Annotated in this window: 18 protein-coding genes and 1 pseudogene; 11 read left to right on the top strand and 8 right to left on the bottom strand. The window is 61.9% G+C overall.

Translation table 11 applies throughout. From position 1 onward, the window contains the following. Positions 1-124: 124 nt before the first annotated feature. On the top strand, positions 125-442 hold the full coding sequence (locus J0I79_RS29520) for a hypothetical protein (RefSeq protein ID WP_292867764.1): 318 nt from the start codon (positions 125-127) through the stop codon (positions 440-442). 22 nt (positions 443-464) lie between these two features. Here J0I79_RS29520 and J0I79_RS29525 read toward each other — a convergent pair whose 3' ends face one another. Then, the gene (locus J0I79_RS29525; protein ID WP_292867767.1) at positions 465-1,025 is read right to left on the bottom strand and encodes a DUF2569 family protein; all 561 of its coding nucleotides are present in this window, start codon (positions 1,023-1,025) and stop codon (positions 465-467) included. Positions 1,026-1,124: 99 nt separating this feature from the next. Next, complete coding sequence (locus tag J0I79_RS29530; RefSeq protein ID WP_292867770.1) at positions 1,125-1,739, bottom strand: TetR/AcrR family transcriptional regulator; 615 nt, start codon at positions 1,737-1,739, stop codon at positions 1,125-1,127. 93 nt (positions 1,740-1,832) lie between these two features. On the opposite strand from J0I79_RS29530, the gene J0I79_RS29535 reads away from it, so the two are divergent. The 5 genes from J0I79_RS29535 to J0I79_RS29555 are packed head-to-tail and all read left to right on the top strand — an operon-like array spanning position 1,833 to position 6,385. After that, positions 1,833-2,915: a spermidine/putrescine ABC transporter substrate-binding protein gene (locus J0I79_RS29535; RefSeq protein WP_292867773.1), complete on the top strand. Its 1,083-nt coding sequence runs from the start codon at positions 1,833-1,835 to the stop codon at positions 2,913-2,915. 13 nt (positions 2,916-2,928) lie between these two features. Beyond that, positions 2,929-3,774 (top strand): ABC transporter permease, encoded by an 846-nt coding sequence (locus J0I79_RS29540; protein ID WP_292867776.1) that lies wholly within the window; start codon positions 2,929-2,931, stop codon positions 3,772-3,774. 2 nt (positions 3,775-3,776) lie between these two features. Continuing rightward, on the top strand, positions 3,777-4,559 hold the full coding sequence (locus J0I79_RS29545) for an ABC transporter permease (RefSeq protein WP_292867779.1): 783 nt from the start codon (positions 3,777-3,779) through the stop codon (positions 4,557-4,559). Beyond that, positions 4,556-5,620 (top strand): ABC transporter ATP-binding protein, encoded by a 1,065-nt coding sequence (locus tag J0I79_RS29550; protein ID WP_292867782.1) that lies wholly within the window; start codon positions 4,556-4,558, stop codon positions 5,618-5,620. Before J0I79_RS29545 ends, J0I79_RS29550 begins: the two co-directional genes overlap by 4 nt. Before the next feature lie 3 nt (positions 5,621-5,623). Beyond that, positions 5,624-6,385 (top strand): MBL fold metallo-hydrolase, encoded by a 762-nt coding sequence (locus J0I79_RS29555; protein WP_292867785.1) that lies wholly within the window; start codon positions 5,624-5,626, stop codon positions 6,383-6,385. Between the two features lie 2 nt (positions 6,386-6,387). Here J0I79_RS29555 and J0I79_RS29560 read toward each other — a convergent pair whose 3' ends face one another. The 4 genes from J0I79_RS29560 to J0I79_RS29575 all read right to left on the bottom strand — a co-directional run bounded on the left by J0I79_RS29560 (position 6,388) and on the right by J0I79_RS29575 (position 10,977). Then, positions 6,388-7,083 carry a TetR/AcrR family transcriptional regulator gene (locus tag J0I79_RS29560; protein ID WP_292867789.1) on the bottom strand — a complete coding sequence of 232 codons (696 nt, stop codon included), beginning with the start codon at positions 7,081-7,083 and terminating at the stop codon, positions 6,388-6,390. A gap of 26 nt (positions 7,084-7,109) precedes the next feature. Further along, on the bottom strand, positions 7,110-8,537 hold the full coding sequence (locus J0I79_RS29565; protein ID WP_292867792.1) for an amidase: 1,428 nt from the start codon (positions 8,535-8,537) through the stop codon (positions 7,110-7,112). 98 nt (positions 8,538-8,635) lie between these two features. Next, positions 8,636-9,670, bottom strand: a complete 1,035-nt coding sequence (locus tag J0I79_RS29570) for an extracellular solute-binding protein (protein ID WP_292867795.1) — start codon at positions 9,668-9,670, stop codon at positions 8,636-8,638. Between the two features lie 383 nt (positions 9,671-10,053). Next, positions 10,054-10,977 (bottom strand): hypothetical protein, encoded by a 924-nt coding sequence (locus tag J0I79_RS29575; RefSeq protein WP_292867798.1) that lies wholly within the window; start codon positions 10,975-10,977, stop codon positions 10,054-10,056. Positions 10,978-11,280: 303 nt separating this feature from the next. On the opposite strand from J0I79_RS29575, the gene J0I79_RS29580 reads away from it, so the two are divergent. After that, positions 11,281-12,186: a hypothetical protein gene (locus tag J0I79_RS29580; protein ID WP_292867801.1), complete on the top strand. Its 906-nt coding sequence runs from the start codon at positions 11,281-11,283 to the stop codon at positions 12,184-12,186. A 29-nt stretch (positions 12,187-12,215) separates the two neighbouring features. Continuing rightward, positions 12,216-13,385, top strand: a complete 1,170-nt coding sequence (glf, locus tag J0I79_RS29585) for a UDP-galactopyranose mutase (protein WP_292867804.1) — start codon at positions 12,216-12,218, stop codon at positions 13,383-13,385. Between the two features lie 33 nt (positions 13,386-13,418). Here glf and J0I79_RS29590 read toward each other — a convergent pair whose 3' ends face one another. Continuing rightward, a complete protein-coding gene (locus tag J0I79_RS29590; RefSeq protein ID WP_292867807.1) occupies positions 13,419-14,390 on the bottom strand; it encodes an NAD-dependent epimerase/dehydratase family protein in 972 nt (323 codons plus the stop codon). Positions 14,391-14,653: 263 nt separating this feature from the next. Here J0I79_RS29590 and J0I79_RS29595 point away from each other — a divergent pair, with 263 nt between their 5' ends. The 3 genes from J0I79_RS29595 (at position 14,654) to J0I79_RS29605 (ending at position 17,680) form a co-directional block, all read left to right on the top strand. Further along, positions 14,654-14,851 (top strand): hypothetical protein, encoded by a 198-nt coding sequence (locus J0I79_RS29595; protein ID WP_292867809.1) that lies wholly within the window; start codon positions 14,654-14,656, stop codon positions 14,849-14,851. 303 nt (positions 14,852-15,154) lie between these two features. After that, positions 15,155-15,928 (top strand): NAD kinase, encoded by a 774-nt coding sequence (locus tag J0I79_RS29600; RefSeq protein WP_292867812.1) that lies wholly within the window; start codon positions 15,155-15,157, stop codon positions 15,926-15,928. A 192-nt stretch (positions 15,929-16,120) separates the two neighbouring features. Beyond that, positions 16,121-17,680, top strand: a complete 1,560-nt coding sequence (locus J0I79_RS29605; RefSeq protein ID WP_292867815.1) for a DEAD/DEAH box helicase — start codon at positions 16,121-16,123, stop codon at positions 17,678-17,680. 93 nt (positions 17,681-17,773) lie between these two features. Here J0I79_RS29605 and J0I79_RS29610 read toward each other — a convergent pair. After that, positions 17,774-17,869, bottom strand: a pseudogene (locus J0I79_RS29610) (cell envelope biogenesis protein OmpA); the annotation flags it as partial.

Below are 17,869 nucleotides of genomic sequence, written 5' to 3' on the forward strand. Positions count from 1 at the left end.
CCGACGGGCGCGCGCCAGCCGTCGGCGCCGCCGACGGGCGCCAGGTGATGATCCTGTGCGAGGCGGCACTTGCCTCCGCAAAATCAGGCCGCTTCGAGCCGGTAAAGGCCTGAGGGGCGTTTCTATGACGAGCCCTGCTCTGCCCTCGTTGCAACCATCGGTTCGCCGCACCTTCCCGGCATCGTCGAGAAGTCCGGCACCACCGCCCGCACTCGTCTCGGCTCTTTCCAGCGAACCGAAGCTCGTTGCCAAGTATCCCGCGCTCGGCAGCTTCCCGAGGCATCGCTGGGCCGACGCCGCGTTCATGACGGCGGCCGGCATGGCCGAGGCCACGGGGCTGCCGGTCACAACCTTGCTCCGGCTGCTGGCACTGCTGGGCTATCCCCGCTTCCGCAGCTTTCGCGAAGCGGTACGCCAACAGCTGCGAGGACGCGTCGGCTGACAATAAGGCGTCGCGGGCGCGATCAGGCGCTCACGACCCGCGCCTGTGCGTTCGCCATGCCGAAGGTGTTCTTCACGCGGACCGATTTATAGACGTAGGCGACCCAGATTCCCGCTAGCAAGAACGAGACTATCGGCGCCACCACCGCGCCTCCGGCAAGCACCTGGCTTGCCGGAACGTCAAGAACCAGCGCGATCAGTGCCGTGTCGAGAATGAACACCACGGGTATCGCGAGCCATTGATAGAGGAACAGCCGCTTGAAACGGTGGCTCCGCCGCACCATCGCGACGAATACAACCACTTGAAAAACCGCAAAGCCCAGCAACAGCACAAGCTCGCCATAGACGACCAGAGCACCGTTCTGGACCGTCAGTATCTGCTGATACCCCTCTATCGAACCCGCTATGATGCTGAGAATTCGCAGCGGAGACAGAGCCTGGCCGATCGCCAGCAACATAAGCCAGCCTCCGAATCCGACAGGCGCTACCCCGGATGACGAACCTCTCGCCGAGCGCACGGTAAAAAACACCGGCACGCCCACGATCAAAAGAACTATTGCCCAATGCCAGAATGAAAAATGCATTCTACCCCCTCCAGAAATGCAGCCCCAGGTTGCACTATTCCGGAACAGGCACGCGAACGCAAGCCCCAGCGAACGCGCGTCTTCAAACGATCCTAAATCTCACACTACGATCGCGGCCACGAGGATCCGGTTTTGCCGTCTTATCGTAGCGCGCAATTCCGGTATCCTCGCCTCGTCGCGCTTCACGAACTCGATGAACATCATGTTCATGTTGTTGAAGATCAGTTCGCCGAGTGCCTGTCCGTCGACATCCTGGCGTGCCAGTCCAAGCGCCTGAAGCCGCGCAATCAGCGCGCTGATCTGCTCGGTCAGGTCGCGGTCGAGTCCGGTATAGGCTTGGCCGAAAGGACTGTCGGGCTGCTGCGTCGAGATCGCCATCGCCTGCCGCCACATCTCCTTGCTGAGATAGTGCAGCGAATGTTCGATATAGATGCCGACGAGTGTGTCCAGCGCATCGCCGACATTGGCCGGCGGATTGGCGACGACGCCGCGCCCGGCATTGAGCACCTCGTTGACTTCCAGCGAGACGATGGCGCCGAGGATGTCGCCCTTGTTCTGGTAGTAATTGTAGATTGTGCCGATCGAGACTTCGGCCTGCGCGGCGATCGCCTCGATCTTGGCGCCCTCATAGCCGGCCTCGCGGAAAAGCTCCGCCGCCGCCTCGATGATGCGGCGGTGCCGGTCCGCCTTCTGTCTTTCGCGCAATCCACTCATAATGGCCTCTTTGCCAGAAAATCATAATTGACTCAATTTTAGAATTGGTTCAAGTTTTCTCCAACAAGCCAGCAAGGCAAGGGAGAACACTCGATGACCAGCAACATCCGGAATCCGCTTTCCACCCTGAAGTCCAATCTCGCTGCAGCTCGCGCGGCAGCCGCGCTGCTCATCGCGGCGGGCGGTGCTCAGGCCGCCGATCTCAATGCGCTGATTTGGTGCGATCACTCCGATCCAGCACTTTTGCAACCCTTCGAGCAGGCCAACAACATCAAGGTCAACGTCAAGGAATTCGAGGGGACTGGCGCCGGCCTGGCGATCGTCGAGCAGTCGCAGCCGGGCGACTGGGATGTCATGGTGATCGATTCCATCGACGTGCCGCGCGGGGTCGAAAAAGGCCTGTTCGAGCCGCTGCCGGAAGACAAATTGCCCTTCGCCGACCTCTTCCCGGAAGTGAAGATGGACAAGTCCACCATCGTCGACGGCAAGCGCTACGGCATCACCGAAAAGTTCGGCTACAACACCATCGGCTTCAACAAGACCAAGGTCGATCCCGCCGACATGCAGTCGCTGGCCTCGCTGACATCAGACAAATACAAGGGTAAGGTCGCCATCTACGACTATTACCTCCCGGTCATCGGCATGGCGGCTCTCGCCATCGGCAAGAAGACGGCCGACCTTACCGAAGCCGAGCTGCCGGCTCTCAAGGCCGAACTTCTCAAGATGAAGGCCAATGCCAAGCTGGTCGGCGAAGTCACCGCGAGCCAGACCGCGCTCGCCACCGGCGAGGTCGATATCCTGGTCGGCGGCGGCGAATGGGTGACGGCGGGCCTGGCCAAGGAAAACCCGGCGCTCGATTTCTCGATCCCCAGAGAAGGCGCCGTGCTGTGGTCGCAGTCGCTGGCCATGTTCAAGGATTCCAAGAACAAGGACATGGCGCTGAAATTCATCCAGTACATTCTGAGCCCGGAAGGCCAGGCCCGCCTTGCCACCTCGTCCTGCTACTGGGGCATGCCGTCCAACACCAAGGCCGCGCTGACCGACGACCAGAAGAAAGTGCTGCGCTTCGACGAACAGCCCGGCTTCCTGGCGCGCGCCCAGGCCTACCCGGCGCCGAACGCCGATCTCGACAAGAAGATGCAGGACATGTGGACCGAAATGCTGCAGGCCAAGTAAGCGGCCGCCGCATATGAGCACAACCGGAAACGATAGGCGCGCCCTGCCCTGGGCGCTGGTCACGCCGGCGCTCGGCTGGACGCTGGCCTTCTTCGTCCTGCCGTTCATCGCCATGGGGCTGTCCAGCCTCACCGCGCATGAGGGCGGCGGCTTCGGCCTGTCGAACTACAGCCAGTTCTTCACCAACCCGTCCTACTGGCAGGCCATGGTGAACTCGCTTCAGGTGACGGCGATCGTCACCGTCGTCTCGGTGCTGCTCGCCTATCCGTTCGCCTGGATTCTTGCCGAGCAGGTTCCGGAGCGCTGGCAGCGACTGGCGCTGATGCTGGCCGTGCTACCGTTCTGGACCTCCTATGTCGTGCGCTCCTATTCCTGGTTGCTGGTGCTGGCGCAGAACGGCGTCATCAATCGCGCGCTGACCGGCTCCGGCCTGATCAGCGAGCCGCTACAGCTTGCCAACACCCGGTTGGCCACCGTGACCGGCTTCGTCCATTTCTTCGTCATGCTGTTGACGCTGACTATCTTCGCCAACCTCAAGCAGCTCAGCCCGAGCTACCGCAAGGCGGCAGCCGATCTCGGCGCCGGGCCGGTCCGAACCTTCCTGCATGTCGTCCTGCCGCTCACGTTGCCCGGCATCATGGTCGGTGCCTTCCTGACCTTCGTCCTCTGCATCGGCGATTACATCACGCCGCAGATTCTTGGCGGCAACAACGAGCTTCTGATGCCGCAACTGGTGATGATGCAGATCGGCCGGCGTGGCGATTTTCCGCTGGCCTCGGCGTTGTCGATCATCCTGATGGCGGTCGTGACCGTCGCCTACCTCGCCTGCGCGCGCTGGCTGAAGATCGAGCGGACCTGACCATGCGCCGGATCGTCCGTATCGCTTCCCTCGCTTATGCGCTGGCCGTCTACGCCTTCATCTTCCTGCCTGTTGTGGTGCTGGTGCTGTTTTCGCTTCAGTCGACCTCCTTTCCGATCCCGCCATTCACCGGCCCGTCGCTGCGCTGGTACGAAGCGGTGCTGTCGGACACGCGGCTCACATCGGCACTCGTCAATTCCCTGCTGGTGGCCTCGATATCGTCGCTTGCCGCCGTCACGCTCGGTTTCCTCTCGGCCTGGGGCTTTGCCCGCTTCGTCCTGCCGGGCTCGGCGCTGCTGCGCGGCCTGATCACGCTACCGCTGACGGTCAGCTACCTCATCATCGGCATGGGGCTGCTGGTGCTGTTCAACTGGGCCGGCGTGCCGAAATCCTTGCTCGCCGCCGGTATCGGCCATGTCGTAATCAACCTGCCGCTCTGCTTTGCCATCATCTACAGCCAGATGGGCGACCACCAGATCAACATCGAGCGCGCCGCGCGCGACCTAGGCGCGCCGGAGTGGAAGGTGCTGCTGCTCGTCACCGTGCCCGTCATGGCCCCCGCCATTTTCGCCGGCTTCTTCCTGTCGATGACCTTCTCCTGGGATGAGTTCGTGATCTCCTTCCTGCTGACGCGCTTCGACACCACCTTGCCGGTCGAGATCTGGAACCTGCTGCGCTCCGGCCTCAACCCGAAGACCAACGCCGTCGGTTCGCTGGTCTTCGCGGTCTCCATCGTGCTGGTCGTGCTGTTTGAACTGACGCTTCTGCGGAGAAAGCCGGTATGAGCACCCCCCTCGTCGACATCCGCAACGTCTCGCATCGTTTCGGGCAACTGGCCGTGTTGAAGAACGTCTCGCTGCGGATCGAACCGGGCAGCTACACCATCCTGCTTGGCCCATCGGGTTCCGGCAAGACGACGCTGCTCTCCATTCTCGGTGGGTTCGTCAACCCGAGCGAAGGCAAGGTGTTGATCCGGGGCGAGGATTGCACCTCCATGCCGCCGGCCAGACGCCCGACGACCACCGTGTTCCAGGACTATGCGCTGTTTCCGCATATGAGCGTCGGCGCCAATGTCGGCTTCGGCTTGCGCATGCAGGGCGTGGATAGCGCGACGCGCGCCGCGAAAGCGCGCGAGGCGCTGGCGCTGGTCGGCCTGGCTTCGACCTTCGACAAGAAGCCGCATCAGCTCTCCGGCGGTCAGCGCCAACGTGTCGCGCTGGCGCGTGCGCTGGTCATCGAGCCGGCCGTGCTGCTGCTCGACGAGCCGCTCGGCGCGCTCGATCTCAAGCTGCGCCGGCAGATGCAGGACGAGTTGAAGGCAATCCAGAAGCGCGTCGGCACCGCCTTCATCCATGTCACCCACGACCAGGAAGAAGCGATGGCGTTGGCCGACCACTGCGTGGTGATGAATGACGGCCGCATCGAGGACGAAGGCGCCCCCGAGCGCGTCTATGCCCGCCCGGCGACGCGTTTCTCCGCCACCTTCATGGGTGAAAGCACGATTCTTGCCGGAAATGTCAGCGGCAACGGCAATGGGCACATGACGATCACGACCGAAATTGGCCCGATTTCACTGCCGGGGACGTCGTCCGTGGGCACCGGCATCGCACTTGCCATCCGGCCGGAACATATCGTGCTGGGCGAAGGAAGGAGCGACACTCCGCTTGGCACGGCCAAGGTCAGCGATGTCGTCTTCCAGGGCAGTTTCAAGCGCGTGCTGGCCGCATCCAATCAGAATCCCGGCCTGCAATTCATCGCCAAGGCGCCGGCTTCGGCGGTCATCCAGCCAGGCGACACGGTCGGCGTTTCATGCAACGCTGGCGACATCATCCAACTGGCCGGCTGAGAGATGAGCACGCTTCCGGTAGTCGACGCTGAAAACTGGTATGAAACCATCCGCATGGCGGACGGCGTTACACTCATTCATGAACCATGGATAAAGCCGTTCTTCCGCTGCAACATGTGGCATGTGCGCGGCCGCGACAGGGATCTTCTGTTCGACAGCGGTCTCGGCCATTTCAGCCTCAGGCGACAGGTGCCGCTGGTCAGCGAGCGCAAGCTGACCTGTGTCGCCAGCCATACGCATTTCGACCACATCGGCTGCCACCACGAATTCCCCGATCGCTGCGTCCACGCGGCCGAAGCGGAAATCCTCGCTGATCCGCGCAACGAATGGACCGCTGCCGGAACCTACGCCACCGAGGAGATGTTCGATCGCCAGCCACGAGGCTGGGACACGGCACGTTACAGCATCTTGCCCGCGCCGGCCGGCCGCATGCTCGAGCATGGCGACGTCATCGATCTCGGCGACCGCGCCTTCGAGGTCGTCCATACACCGGGCCATTCGCCCGGCGGCATCGCGCTCCACGAGAAAAAGACCGGCATCCTGCTGTCCGGCGACATCATTTATGATGGCCCATTGATCGACGACGTCTACCACTCGGATATCCCGGACTACATGGAAACGCTGCTTGCCATGCGCGACCTCGATGTCTCGGTCGTGCATGGCGGCCACTTCCCGAGCTTCGGCAAGGTGCGCTACCGCCAGCTGATCGACGAATATCTCGACCGGAAGCGCCAGGCCGGCTGCCACTTGCGTCAGCGCAGCTAGAACTACCGCATCAAATCGAAATGCCGTGGAAAAGCCTGGTGCAGCAGGAGCAGCATGGTCTTGCGCAACACGTCCGTGCCACGACCGGCCGGGTTCAGATGATCCCAGTACCACGCACCGTGGACCAGATAATTCAGGCTTTCCGCCAGCGTGTCTATGTCGACGCCGGTATAGCCGCCGCTGCGCGCGATCTCGACCAGGAACCCGCGCGCCTCGGCGGTGTAGGCGAGATCGCTCGGCAGCCCGATTTCATTGTAGATCTGCATGCTCTTGCGGTCGCTGGAAAACGCGACGAAGACGGATACCCATTTGGGATGCTGCCGGGCAAAGCTTTGTGCGCAACCAACCGCCCCCAGCAGCCTCTCGACCGGTGACAGGCCCGGCGCGCGCACCCGTTGCAGCCACAGTTCGTCATACTGGTCGCTGAGATATTGCAGCGCGGCCCGGAACAAATTCTCCTTGCTGCGGAAATGGAAGACCACCAGCGCGTTGGACGAGCCGACATGCTCGGCGATGCGCTGCATGGTGACGCTCGCCAGCCCCTCCTCCGCGATGAGCTCGATGGTGGCGTCGATGATGCGCTGCACGCTTGCCTCGCCGCGCTCGCGCCGGCGGTCCCTGGGCGCGGCGTCATTGGCCGAAGCCCTGCCCTTGGCCGTCGCGACCGTGCGTTTTGCCGTGGCCTTGCGTTGCACCATGTCAGTCCATTCCTTACAGCGCCCGCTTAGAGTGACGGGCGTGTCCCGGCCGTTGTGTACCATTGCCCCTGCGCCGTTTCATAGGCCATCGCCGCCCGGAAGACATCGGCATCGCTATAGGTGCGCCCAACGATCTGGAAGCCGGTCGGCACACCGCTCGCCGCCCGCCCCGAAGGCATGGAAAGCACCGGGCATCGGCTGACCATGTTGAACGGCGTTGTCATCACCCAGCCCAGCGAAGGATTGACCTCTCTACCGTTGATTTCGACGGTGCCCGTAGTCTGGTCAAACTCCGCCGGGACGGCCGGGAGTGCGTTCGTGGGACAGATCAGCACATTATAGGTCTCCAACATCGGGCCCAGCGTCTGGTACATGCGCGCGGCCACATCCAGCGTACCCACGAAGTCGGCCGCCTTCGATTTCTGGCCGTCCTCGGCAAAGCGCCGGGCGTAGCTGGTCATTTCGCTGCCATGCTCGGCAAGCAGTTGCGACAACGACGCGCCGAAGAGATGTTCCAGATAGGCCATTCCCGCCTTGAGCACCCGGTCGTCCCACCCAAGATCGACTTCCTCGACCGTTGCTCCGAGCGAACGGAACACATCGCAGGCGGCGAGCATGTTCCTGCGGACATCCGGGTCCACTTCAAACGACCCCAGGTCCATCGAGAAGGCGATCCTCCAGCCCTTGATCGGCTTGTAGTCGAGCGGCAGGCGCAGCTTGGGGCGGAGCGTGGCGATGTCGAGCGGACTTGGCCCCGACATGACGTTCTGCAGCAGGATCGCATCCCGGACATTCCGCGCCAGCGGCCCGGTGTGGCAGTAGAAATCGAGGTTGAACGGCGGCTCGTCCGGATTGCGGCCATAGGGCGGCTTGAAGCCGACGAGGCCGCAGGCCGACGCCGGAATGCGGATCGACCCGGCAATGTCCGATCCGGTAGCGATCGAGGATGTGCCGGAAGCGAGCGTGGCGGCGGCGCCGCCCGACGAGCCGCCGGGGGTGAAATCCGGATTCCAGGGGTTACGCGTCACGCCCCAACGCTTCGACCAGGTATAGCCCGCACAGCTGAATTCCGGCGTCGCCGTGCGGGCATGCACGATGCCGCCCGCCTTCATGATGCGCTCGTTCATCGTCGAGGTGTGGCCGCCCAGAGCGTCCCTCGACAGCAGCGAGCCATGCGACGTCGGCTTGCCCTTGATGTAGCTCTCATCCTTGATGCCGATCGGCAGCCCCTCGAGCGCGCCGGTCCTGGCGCCCTTGGCGTATTTCGCTTCCGCTTTGGCGGCCAGCTTCAGCGCCTCCTCGAAATGCGTGAAGGTGAGGCAGTTGATCGCCGACTTCGTCGCTTCGGCACGGCGGATGGTCGCCTGCATCAATTCGACGGGCGAGAGCTTCTTCGCCTTGAACAGCCGCAACGCCTCATGGGCCGGCATGTAGCAAAGGTCGAGATCGGACATGGAAAGTTCTCCCGCGATCATGGGATCGCACCTGGCATGAAGGGGTAACCGGACCGCGCGTCGCGGCCCGGTGGCTATGCGTTGGTAAGCCGGCAGCGCTACTTCTGGAGATCGGTCCAGATCTTGGTGTAGAGCGCCTGCACGTTCGACGGACAGGCCGGCATGAATTGGCCCTTGTCGGCGAATTCGGCCGGGATCACCACCTCGGGCGCCGTCTTCATGTCATCGGGCAGGAAGGCTTCGGAACCCTTGATGCCGTTGGCGTAGCGGGCGAAGGCCGAAATCATCGCCGCGTTCTTCGGATCCATGATGAAGTTCTGGAAAAGCTTGGCGTTCTCGACATTCTTGGCGTCCTTGAGAACAGCGACATTGTCCATCCAGATCGGAAATCCCTCCTTCGGATAGCCGTAGACGATCTTGTTGTTCTCCAGCCGTTCACGCAGCGATATGCCGTTCCAGTTGACGCCGGCGGCGATATCGCCCCGACCCAGGCCATCGACGGCCGCGTAATCGAGCGAAAGCCACTTCGCCTTCGCTTCGACCAGCTTGTCATGCACCTTCTTCAGGACCTGCATGTCGTCGGTGCAGTATTTGCCGCCCTCATAGGCGATGGCGAGGAACAGGATGTCTCCCATTTCGGGCACGACATTGATCTTGCCGACGAGCTCGGCGGGCGGATCGAGGAAGATCGCCGAGGTGTTCGGATCGCCAGAGTAGACCGACTTGTTGACCGAAATGCCGGTCGTGCCCCACTGCCATGGAACCGTGTATTTGCGGCCAGGATCGAAGGGAACGTCGACCCACCTGGGATCGACATTCTTGAAGTTCTCCATCTTGCTGGGATCTGTTTCCAGCAGCAGGCCTTCACTGATCCAGATCGGCACGACGCTGGCGGAAGGCACGACGATGTCATAGCCCGAAGCACCCTGCCGCACCTTGGCCAGCGCGGTGTCGTTGGAGTCGTAATCGGTTACGGTGACCTTGACCTTGTAGGTCTCCTCGAACTTCTTGATCAGGTCCGGGCTGGTGTAGTTGCCCCAGTTGTAGATGTTGAGTTCGCCATCCGCGTGGGCGACGCCTGTCGCGGCAAACAGCGACAGCCCGACGGCCGCCGCGGTCAATTTCCAGTTCATGCGAGTTGCTCCCATTGTTGGGACCGTCCGCGCTGCCGCATCAGGTCCGTCTCTGCTGATGAAAACCGGCGGCGTTCGACTCCTTGGCCGCCCGCTCGACTGTCGCGATGTTCCCTTACCGGCAGCCATTCACCGGCAAAGCCGGCTGGCCATTCTTGGCTTCAATGAGTAACTATGACTAACTATTCAGTCAATATGTTTTCTGTGCCGCTCGATATGTAGGGGAGCCGAGAACCTCGCGTGCCGGGCAGCCCGCGCGAGGCGCACGAATTCCTCGGCCAACGCCCTGAAGCACGGCGGCCGACTGATCGCTTATCCGGTCTTCACAGGATCATTGCCAATGGTCGGGCGGGCTATCGCGCCATCGCATCTCTGGGTCGGGGTCATGCACCCTTTTTTGCGGGAAGCGAGATCGTGTAGCGCGGAATATTTCCCTTCCTGCGCCTGCGCCATTGCCTCAAACGCTCTCTCAGGCTCAGAGCCGGTTTCTCATAGACAGGCGCCTCGAGGCCGACGAGACCATAGTAACCATCGAGTATGGCGGTGCGCAGCAATTCGCGCTCCTGGGTATGAAAGCTGAAATGCGCGACGATCAGGTCACCAAAAATCTTGCCTGGCCGATCGAGCTTTGTCGGCAACGTCGCCGACAGCCACTCTTCCTCGTCGCCTGAGGGCGGATGGAAGCCATCTCCCAGACTAACAATGTCCGATCCGAAGAAACCGATCGCATTGATCGAAAACCGCGACAGCCTGATCTCGCGGTCAGGCACCCGGAAATCGTCAAGCCGGTGGGTTCGGGCGGCTTCGAGGAACACCGGGTGAAGCGCCTGCGGAAAGCTGGCATAGGCCCAGGAGAATTCGCACGACGCCTGACAGGTAAGCGGACCGTCCACCAAAACCTTGGAGAGTTGCTTGATCAGCGAGTTGCAGATCGCGTTGTTGATGATCAGCGGCGCATACCAGATGGCCGACCCTCTTTCGGCCATGACCCTTGCCATGAACTTTTCAAAGAAACCGTCCTCGACAAAGACCACGTCATCGTCGAGGCGCAGGTAGAAGGCCTCGGGGTCATCGCAAAAGCGATAGAAATCGCCAATGACGTTGAAGCCGCCATCGGCGTGTGGAAGGCGTTTGATCCTGCAACGTGGGTCGGAAGCGGCCAGCCGTTGCAGATAGGCGCGATCGGCTTCGTTGCGGCAATTGTCCCACAGGTGCCATTCGTGCACGTCGGCGCTTTTCAGAACGTGATGGGCCAGCAACCGGAGATATTTCTCGCGGCCGGCAGGGGTTACAACAACCAGTTTCATGGGGCACTCGTCCTATGAGAGGCAACGCATATAAGCAAAAGCTTTATTACGGGCAGCTGCCGTTGCGGCAGTACAGCAGCCCTCCCCAACAATAACCATAGGTAAAACAGATTTCAGGAGATTCGCTTCCGATTTCTTTAGAAAGCAGCAGATCGACATGTTCGACCGCGATACACCAGTCATACTCGAAGGAAACGTTTCTGCTCGATGCCAGGCGGACAAATCGCGCGCCATTGATGGCCCTTTGCATCCATATTGCTTTCGTGTAGGGCTCGCCGCGGTTGTGAAATTACGGACTGCCGCATGACTGTCGAAAGTAGACCTTTGGCAAGGGCCGCCCGTCGCAATCTCGTCATTGTCAGGGCCGGTAACAACTCGCTTCACCAGGGCTGGGGGGCGGAGAATCCGCAGTGCGAATTCGATTTGATTGTCAGCTATTACGGAAGCGATCCGTCAATTTTTCGGCAGCCTCATGAAAACCGTGTCGACTACAAGGGCGGCAAATGGGATGGCATCCACGCCCTGCTCCGGCAGCAGCCCGAATTGCTGGATCGGTATCGGTATGTCTGGCTGCCCGACGATGACATCGAGGCGGACCGAGCAACGATCGAGGCCATGTTTGAAAACATGCATCGGCTCGGCCTGCATGTCGCCCAGCCGGCGCTGACGCTGGACAGTTACTATAGCCATCTGCCCTTCCTCCGCTGCAAGAGCTTCGAATTTCGCTTTATCGACAAGATCGAGATTATGGCCCCCTGCTTGAGAGCCGACGTCCTGGCCAAGGCACTGCCTCTGTTCGAGCACTCCATGAGCGGCTTCGGTATAGACTCACTGTGGACGAGACTTGCCGCACAAAACTACGGGACGTCAGCTGTTTTCGACGCCCTGCCCGTCCGTCACACAAGGCCAGTAGGAACTCATCTGGCGCTGGAAATGCTCAAGTCCGGTCGGACGGCCGAAGCGGAACACGATCAACTGGCGCGGCGATACCGTTTTGGCGAGTTTTTTCCGGTGTCCTACGAGGCCGTCGACAGGAAAGGCAGGCGTTGGCGATCTCGACCCATGATTGGCCTGCGCATGGTGGCCGACTATTTTGTGGATCGAAAGACATTTCGCCAGGCACGTCGACTGATGGAACTGTTGTGGCGTCTTCTGCGCAGGCAGTGCTTCAAGCCGATCGACCTGTCCCAGATCGTAGTCAAACCATGAGAACGCAAGGTCCGCGGACAGATGACCTTTTGAACCGCGCCGAAATTCTCATCGTCGGCGCGGGCTTTTACGGCGCGACGCTCGCCGAGCGCATCGCAACCCAACTTGGCCGGCGCGTGCTGGTGATCGACCGGCGTCGGCATATCGGCGGCAATGCCTACACCGAACAGGACCCCGTCACCGGCGTGGAGATCCACCGCTACGGGCCGCATCTGTTTCATACGCCCAACGAGGAGGTATGGAATTATCTTCGGACCTTCACCGGTTTCACGGCCTATCGCCATCGTGCGTTTTCGACCTATCGCGACAAGGTCTATCCCCTGCCGATCAACCTTGCCACGATCTGCCAGTTCTTCGGCAAGCGGCTGAGCCCGGACGAAGCGCGCCGCATGATCACCGCGCAGGCGGCGGAACTTGGCGACCGCCCGCCGGCCAATCTGGAGGAGAAGGCGATATCCCTCGTCGGACGTCCTCTCTACGAGGCCTTCATCAAGGGTTATACCGCCAAGCAATGGCAGACGGACCCTCGCGAACTGCCGCCGCAGATCATCGCGCGCCTGCCGGTCCGCTACACATTCGAGGACGGCTACTTCAACGATCGCTTCCAGGGCCAACCGGTGGACGGCTATACGGCGATCTTCGAAAAGATGCTGGCGCATGAGGTCATCGAAACAAGGCTCGGCATCGATTTCTTCGATCTCAAATCCTCGCTGCGCGAAGATCTGCCGGTCATCTACACCGGGCCCATCGACCGCTATTTCGACTATTGCGAGGGCGAACTCGGCTGGCGGACCATCGACATAGACCTGGAAGTCATGGACACGCCGGATCATCAAGGCACGGCAATCATGAACTATGCCGATGAAACCGTGCCCTACACCCGCGTGGTGGAATTCCGGCATTTCAATCCGGAACGCCAGCATAGCAGCGAAAAGACGCTCATCGGCCGCGAGTATTCCCGTTTTGCCGGCCGCGCCGATGAGCCCTACTATCCGATCGACACGCGAAGGGACCAGGTGGTCTACCGCCGCTATCTCCAACGGGCGGCTGCCGAGAAAAACCTGCATCTGGGAGGACGGCTGGGAACCTATCGCTATCTCGACATGCACCAGGCGATCGGCGCCGCGCTGAAAGCCTTCGAGACCGTGATCGAGCCCTACTTCACCGGTAGACTGGATTCCGTTTCGCGGTCGCTGTGACAGCCCAGCTCTGGGCCGTGAAAGTCTCCAGCTTCAGCCGGTCGCCGCCGATTTACCGCCGGCCGCAATCTGGTGCTTGAACCATTCGAAGGTGCGCCGGATCCCATCCTGGTAGCTGGTCGTGGCTTCCCAGCCGGGAAGAACCTGTCTTGCCAGGGTCAGGTCCGGGCACCGGTTTGTCGGATCCTGCGGCACGGGCGCATGGTGTTCGATGCGGCTGCCCGGAACAAGCGAGCTGACGAATTTCGCAATGTCGAGAACCGAGATTTCACTGTTATTGCCGAGGTTCAAGGGCCCCCGGTGCGAGATGCTGTCGCGCCAGAAAAATCGTTCAAGTCCATCGACGATGTCGTCGACATAACCCCAGCTGCGTGACTGTAGGCCGTCGCCATAGACTGTCAGGATTCCGGTGGTCAGGGCCTGGCTGACAAAGTTCGAAACGGCGCGGCCGTCGTCGATACGGGTTCGCGGGCCATAGGTGTTGAACAGTCTGACCACGCGCACATCGAGCCCGCGGACGCGCTGCTCTTCGAACAGCAGCGCCTCGGTGCAGCGCTTGCTTTCGTCGTAGGAGGACCTGGGGCCGGTGCAGTCCACCGAACCCCGGTAATTCTCCGGCTGCGGTGAGACCAGGGGGTCGCCATACACTTCCGAGGTCGAGGCGAAGCAGAAACGGCCGCCCGGCCTGAGCATCGACAAGAGGTTGAGCGCCCCGCCTATATTGGCTCGGATCGTGCGCGCCGGCTCGCGCATATACCATACCGGCGAGGCCGGCGACGCCAGATGTATGATCTCGTCGAAGGCCTGACTGTCGGAGAAGCTTTCGGCATCGGCAATCCGCAAGCTGAACCGCGGGTCCGCCACGTGAGCGATGTTGTCGCGCAATCCGGTCCACAGATTGTCGACCACGACGAGCCTTTCCAGGTCACCGCGCCGCAGCAGGCGATCGACGAGATGTGAGCCGACGAAACCGCAGCCACCAGAAAGCAACACACTGCGCGGCATGCGCACTCCTCCAGAAACCCGGCCGGTCAACGCACCGCGGGGCTCGCTTCCCAAATATCACGGGACCGGATCCCGTGCGGATCCGAAACTCTTCTAGCAGTGCTTTCATCGATGCCGCAATTGCAACGATCAAACTTGTCTTGCACCAGTCGACGAAGGCTTGCCGAAGATGAGCCGCCGTTACAATGCGCATCGGCGATGCTGGATAGAGCCGGTGAGCGGGTCTATTCTTGCGCCCCTATAGCGCCTTCAACGGACAAGGCATGCCTGCGGCATCGCCACATCGCGAGGCCGTGGGCACCTGCCTGCTGCTCATTGCCTCCGACTGGCGCACCAGTTCGGCGAAGACCAGCGCGAAGCTACCCAGAATGACAAAGACGATGATCAGGCGTGCTACCGGCAATATGTCGGCCCCGTCCGGCTGGCGCGTGTCCCTGGATATCGAGATTTCCAAGGGATGATGCGCACAATTCAAAACTGCCACAGCATCGCGGTCATCCCGAAGGATATGGCGGTGCTGCGGTCGCCCCACGCCACCCATGCCGGCTAACATGATCCTTCGGCCTTTACGAGAGTTTAAGCATCCCCTTAACCATCACATTCGCCTCGGCTTTGACATGATGCGCGACCTGTAGGCTTCGACGACGACGATGCGCCCTTCGCCTCCGGCATCTTGGCTCTCTTTGCAGACCAGCCTGCCCCATGCTAACCCGACGCTGGCGCGGCCGGACCTGCCACCGCCAATCGGTCGCGATCGGAGAGCCATGAGCACAGCCGCCAACAGCATCGCCTTCGTCTCGTCCGACACAGCCGACGCCAAGGCGGCGCTGGAGGGCCTGTCGGCGCGCTATGGCCAGTGCTCGGTCTCGGACGCCGCGATTGTCGTGGCCCTGGGCGGCGATGGCTTCCTGCTGCAAACCCTGCGCGACACGATGGGAACGGGAAAGAAGGTCTACGGGATGAACCGTGGCACCATCGGCTTCCTGATGAACGAGTACCGTTCCGGCGGCCTCACCGAGCGCATCGCGGCCGCTGTCGCCGAAACGATCCGTCCGCTGGAGATGCTGGCCACCACCTCGGAGGGTGAAACCGTCTCGGCGCTGGCGATCAACGAAGTGGCGCTGTGGCGCCAATCCTACCAGACGGCCAAGATCCGCATCAGCGTCGACGACCAGATAAGGCTCGAGGAACTGAGCTGCGACGGCGTCATGATCGCGACACCGGCGGGATCCACCGCCTACAATCTGTCCGCGCATGGCCCGATCCTGCCGCTCGACGCGCCACTGCTGGCGCTTACTCCGGTCAGCCCGTTCCGCCCGCGCCGCTGGCGCGGCGCCTTGCTGTCCAACAAGGCGACAGTACGCTTCGAGATATTGGAGCCGGAAAAGCGGCCGGTGAATGCCGCCGCCGACCACACAGAGGTCAAGGCGGTGACCTCCGTAACGGTACGGGAATCGCCGACAGCAACGGCAACCCTGCTGTTCGACCCCAATCATTCCTGGAACGAGCGCATCCTGGCCGAGCAGTTCCGTTATTGAGCCGGCACATGGATCGACGGCCGGATTAAGCATCGCGATTAAGGTTACAACTTCACAATCGCGCCAATCCCGCCCGTTTCTGTTGACAAATCGCGGACTTGCGCCTAATCGCAATACCAATCTTGCAGGCGCGTGGCGCTTGCCGCGACGAATTACGTTGCGCCTCCCCGAACCAGCCAAAGACAACAACACTTGTCCTCAGACACCACGACCGCTCAAGAAGCGTTGACCTTTTCAGACCTCGGCCTGTCGCCGAAGGTCCTTTCCGCTGTTACCGATGCCGGCTACACGCAGCCGACTCCGATCCAGGCAGGCGCCATCCCGCACGCCCTGCTGGGCAAGGATGTGCTGGGCATCGCCCAGACCGGCACCGGCAAGACCGCCTCCTTCGTGCTGCCGATGCTGACCCGGCTGGAAAAGGGCCGCGCCCGCGCCCGCATGCCGCGCACCCTGATCCTGGAGCCGACGCGCGAGCTTGCGGCTCAGGTCGAGGAGAACTTCGTAAAATACGGCAAGAACCATAAGCTCAACATCGCGTTGCTGATCGGCGGCGTGTCGTTCGACGAACAGGACAAGAAGCTGGAGCGCGGCGCCGACGTGCTGATCGCCACACCCGGCCGCCTGCTCGACCACCGCGAGCGCGGCAAGCTGCTGCTCAACGGCGTCGAGATCCTCGTCATCGACGAGGCTGACCGCATGCTCGACATGGGTTTCATCCCCGATATCGAACGCATCTGCGAGATGATTCCGTTCACGCGGCAGACGCTGTTCTTCTCGGCGACCATGCCGCCCGAGATCACCAAGCTGACGGAAAAATTCCTGCACGCGCCGGTGCGCGTCGAGGTCTCAAAGGCCGCGTCCACCGCTACCAGCATAACCCAGCGACTCGTGAAGTCCGGGTCGAAGCCGTGGGACAAGCGCGAGACGCTGCGCAACCTGATCAGGGCCGAAGACGCGGAACTGAAGAACGCCATCATCTTCTGCAACCGCAAGGTCGAGGTCTCGGAACTGTTCCGCTCGCTGCTGAAGTATGACTTCGATGCCGGCGCGCTGCATGGCGACATGGACCAGCGCGCCCGTATGCAGATGCTGGCCAATTTCCGCGATGGCAAGCTGCGTTATCTCGTTGCTTCGGACGTCGCCGCGCGCGGCCTCGACATCCCCGATGTCAGCCACGTCTTCAACTATGATGTGCCCATCCACGCCGAGGACTACGTCCACCGTATCGGCCGCACCGGCCGTGCCGGCCGCTCGGGCAAATCCTTCACCATCGCGACCAAGTCGGACACCAAATACATCGACGCCATAGAGCGGCTGATCGGTACCAAGATCGAATGGCACGATGGCGACCTCTCGACCGTCGTCGCCAGCGAAGGCGACGACGAGGCTCCGCGCCGTGGCAAGGGCGCGCCGCGCCGCGCCGGCCGCAAGGACGAAGATCGCAAGGACCGGGGTGAGCGCAAGAAGAGCGGCGAACGTCGTGGCAGGCACGGCGGGGACGAAGATGTCCAGGCCGCCCGGCAGGACGAGCAGCCCGACGTCGAAGCGGTCGCCGACATCGGCGAGAGGCGCGCGCGCAAGGATGCGATCCGTTCCGAAAACAGCGAGCGCAAATCCTCCGATCGCAATGAGCAGCGTACAGGACAGCGCAGCGGTAACCGCCCTGCCCGTCACCACCAGGAAGACAACGACACCACTGTCGGTTTCGGCGACGACATGCCGGCCTTCATGCGCATCGTCGCCAAGGTCTGATTGGCGCAGCGTCGGGCACGCCCGCGAAAATTTCGGAAGACCAAATAAAACGGCCCCGCGCGGGGCCGTTTTTCGTTTGATATCCGTGTCGGCTCAGGTTAGCGGCGACAGCTGGATTTCGACGCGCCGGTTCTGCTCGCGGCCGGCGGCCGTCGCATTGGGGGCGATCGGCCGGGTCTTGCCGAAACC

Origin of the sequence: Mesorhizobium sp., from assembly GCF_017306585.1 — a bacterium.
Taxonomy (GTDB): Bacteria; Pseudomonadota; Alphaproteobacteria; order Rhizobiales; family Rhizobiaceae; genus Mesorhizobium.

Coding starts and splice junctions, on each gene's coding strand:
- J0I79_RS29520 (WP_292867764.1), top strand. CDS start 125: ATGACGAGCCCTGCTCTGCCCTCGTTGCAACCATCGGTTCGCCGCACC.
- J0I79_RS29525 (WP_292867767.1), bottom strand. CDS start 1,025: ATGCATTTTTCATTCTGGCATTGGGCAATAGTTCTTTTGATCGTGGGC.
- J0I79_RS29530 (WP_292867770.1), bottom strand. CDS start 1,739: ATGAGTGGATTGCGCGAAAGACAGAAGGCGGACCGGCACCGCCGCATC.
- J0I79_RS29535 (WP_292867773.1), top strand. CDS start 1,833: ATGACCAGCAACATCCGGAATCCGCTTTCCACCCTGAAGTCCAATCTC.
- J0I79_RS29540 (WP_292867776.1), top strand. CDS start 2,929: ATGAGCACAACCGGAAACGATAGGCGCGCCCTGCCCTGGGCGCTGGTC.
- J0I79_RS29545 (WP_292867779.1), top strand. CDS start 3,777: ATGCGCCGGATCGTCCGTATCGCTTCCCTCGCTTATGCGCTGGCCGTC.
- J0I79_RS29550 (WP_292867782.1), top strand. CDS start 4,556: ATGAGCACCCCCCTCGTCGACATCCGCAACGTCTCGCATCGTTTCGGG.
- J0I79_RS29555 (WP_292867785.1), top strand. CDS start 5,624: ATGAGCACGCTTCCGGTAGTCGACGCTGAAAACTGGTATGAAACCATC.
- J0I79_RS29560 (WP_292867789.1), bottom strand. CDS start 7,083: ATGGTGCAACGCAAGGCCACGGCAAAACGCACGGTCGCGACGGCCAAG.
- J0I79_RS29565 (WP_292867792.1), bottom strand. CDS start 8,537: ATGTCCGATCTCGACCTTTGCTACATGCCGGCCCATGAGGCGTTGCGG.
- J0I79_RS29570 (WP_292867795.1), bottom strand. CDS start 9,670: ATGAACTGGAAATTGACCGCGGCGGCCGTCGGGCTGTCGCTGTTTGCC.
- J0I79_RS29575 (WP_292867798.1), bottom strand. CDS start 10,977: ATGAAACTGGTTGTTGTAACCCCTGCCGGCCGCGAGAAATATCTCCGG.
- J0I79_RS29580 (WP_292867801.1), top strand. CDS start 11,281: ATGACTGTCGAAAGTAGACCTTTGGCAAGGGCCGCCCGTCGCAATCTC.
- J0I79_RS29590 (WP_292867807.1), bottom strand. CDS start 14,390: ATGCCGCGCAGTGTGTTGCTTTCTGGTGGCTGCGGTTTCGTCGGCTCA.
- J0I79_RS29595 (WP_292867809.1), top strand. CDS start 14,654: ATGCCTGCGGCATCGCCACATCGCGAGGCCGTGGGCACCTGCCTGCTG.
- J0I79_RS29600 (WP_292867812.1), top strand. CDS start 15,155: ATGAGCACAGCCGCCAACAGCATCGCCTTCGTCTCGTCCGACACAGCC.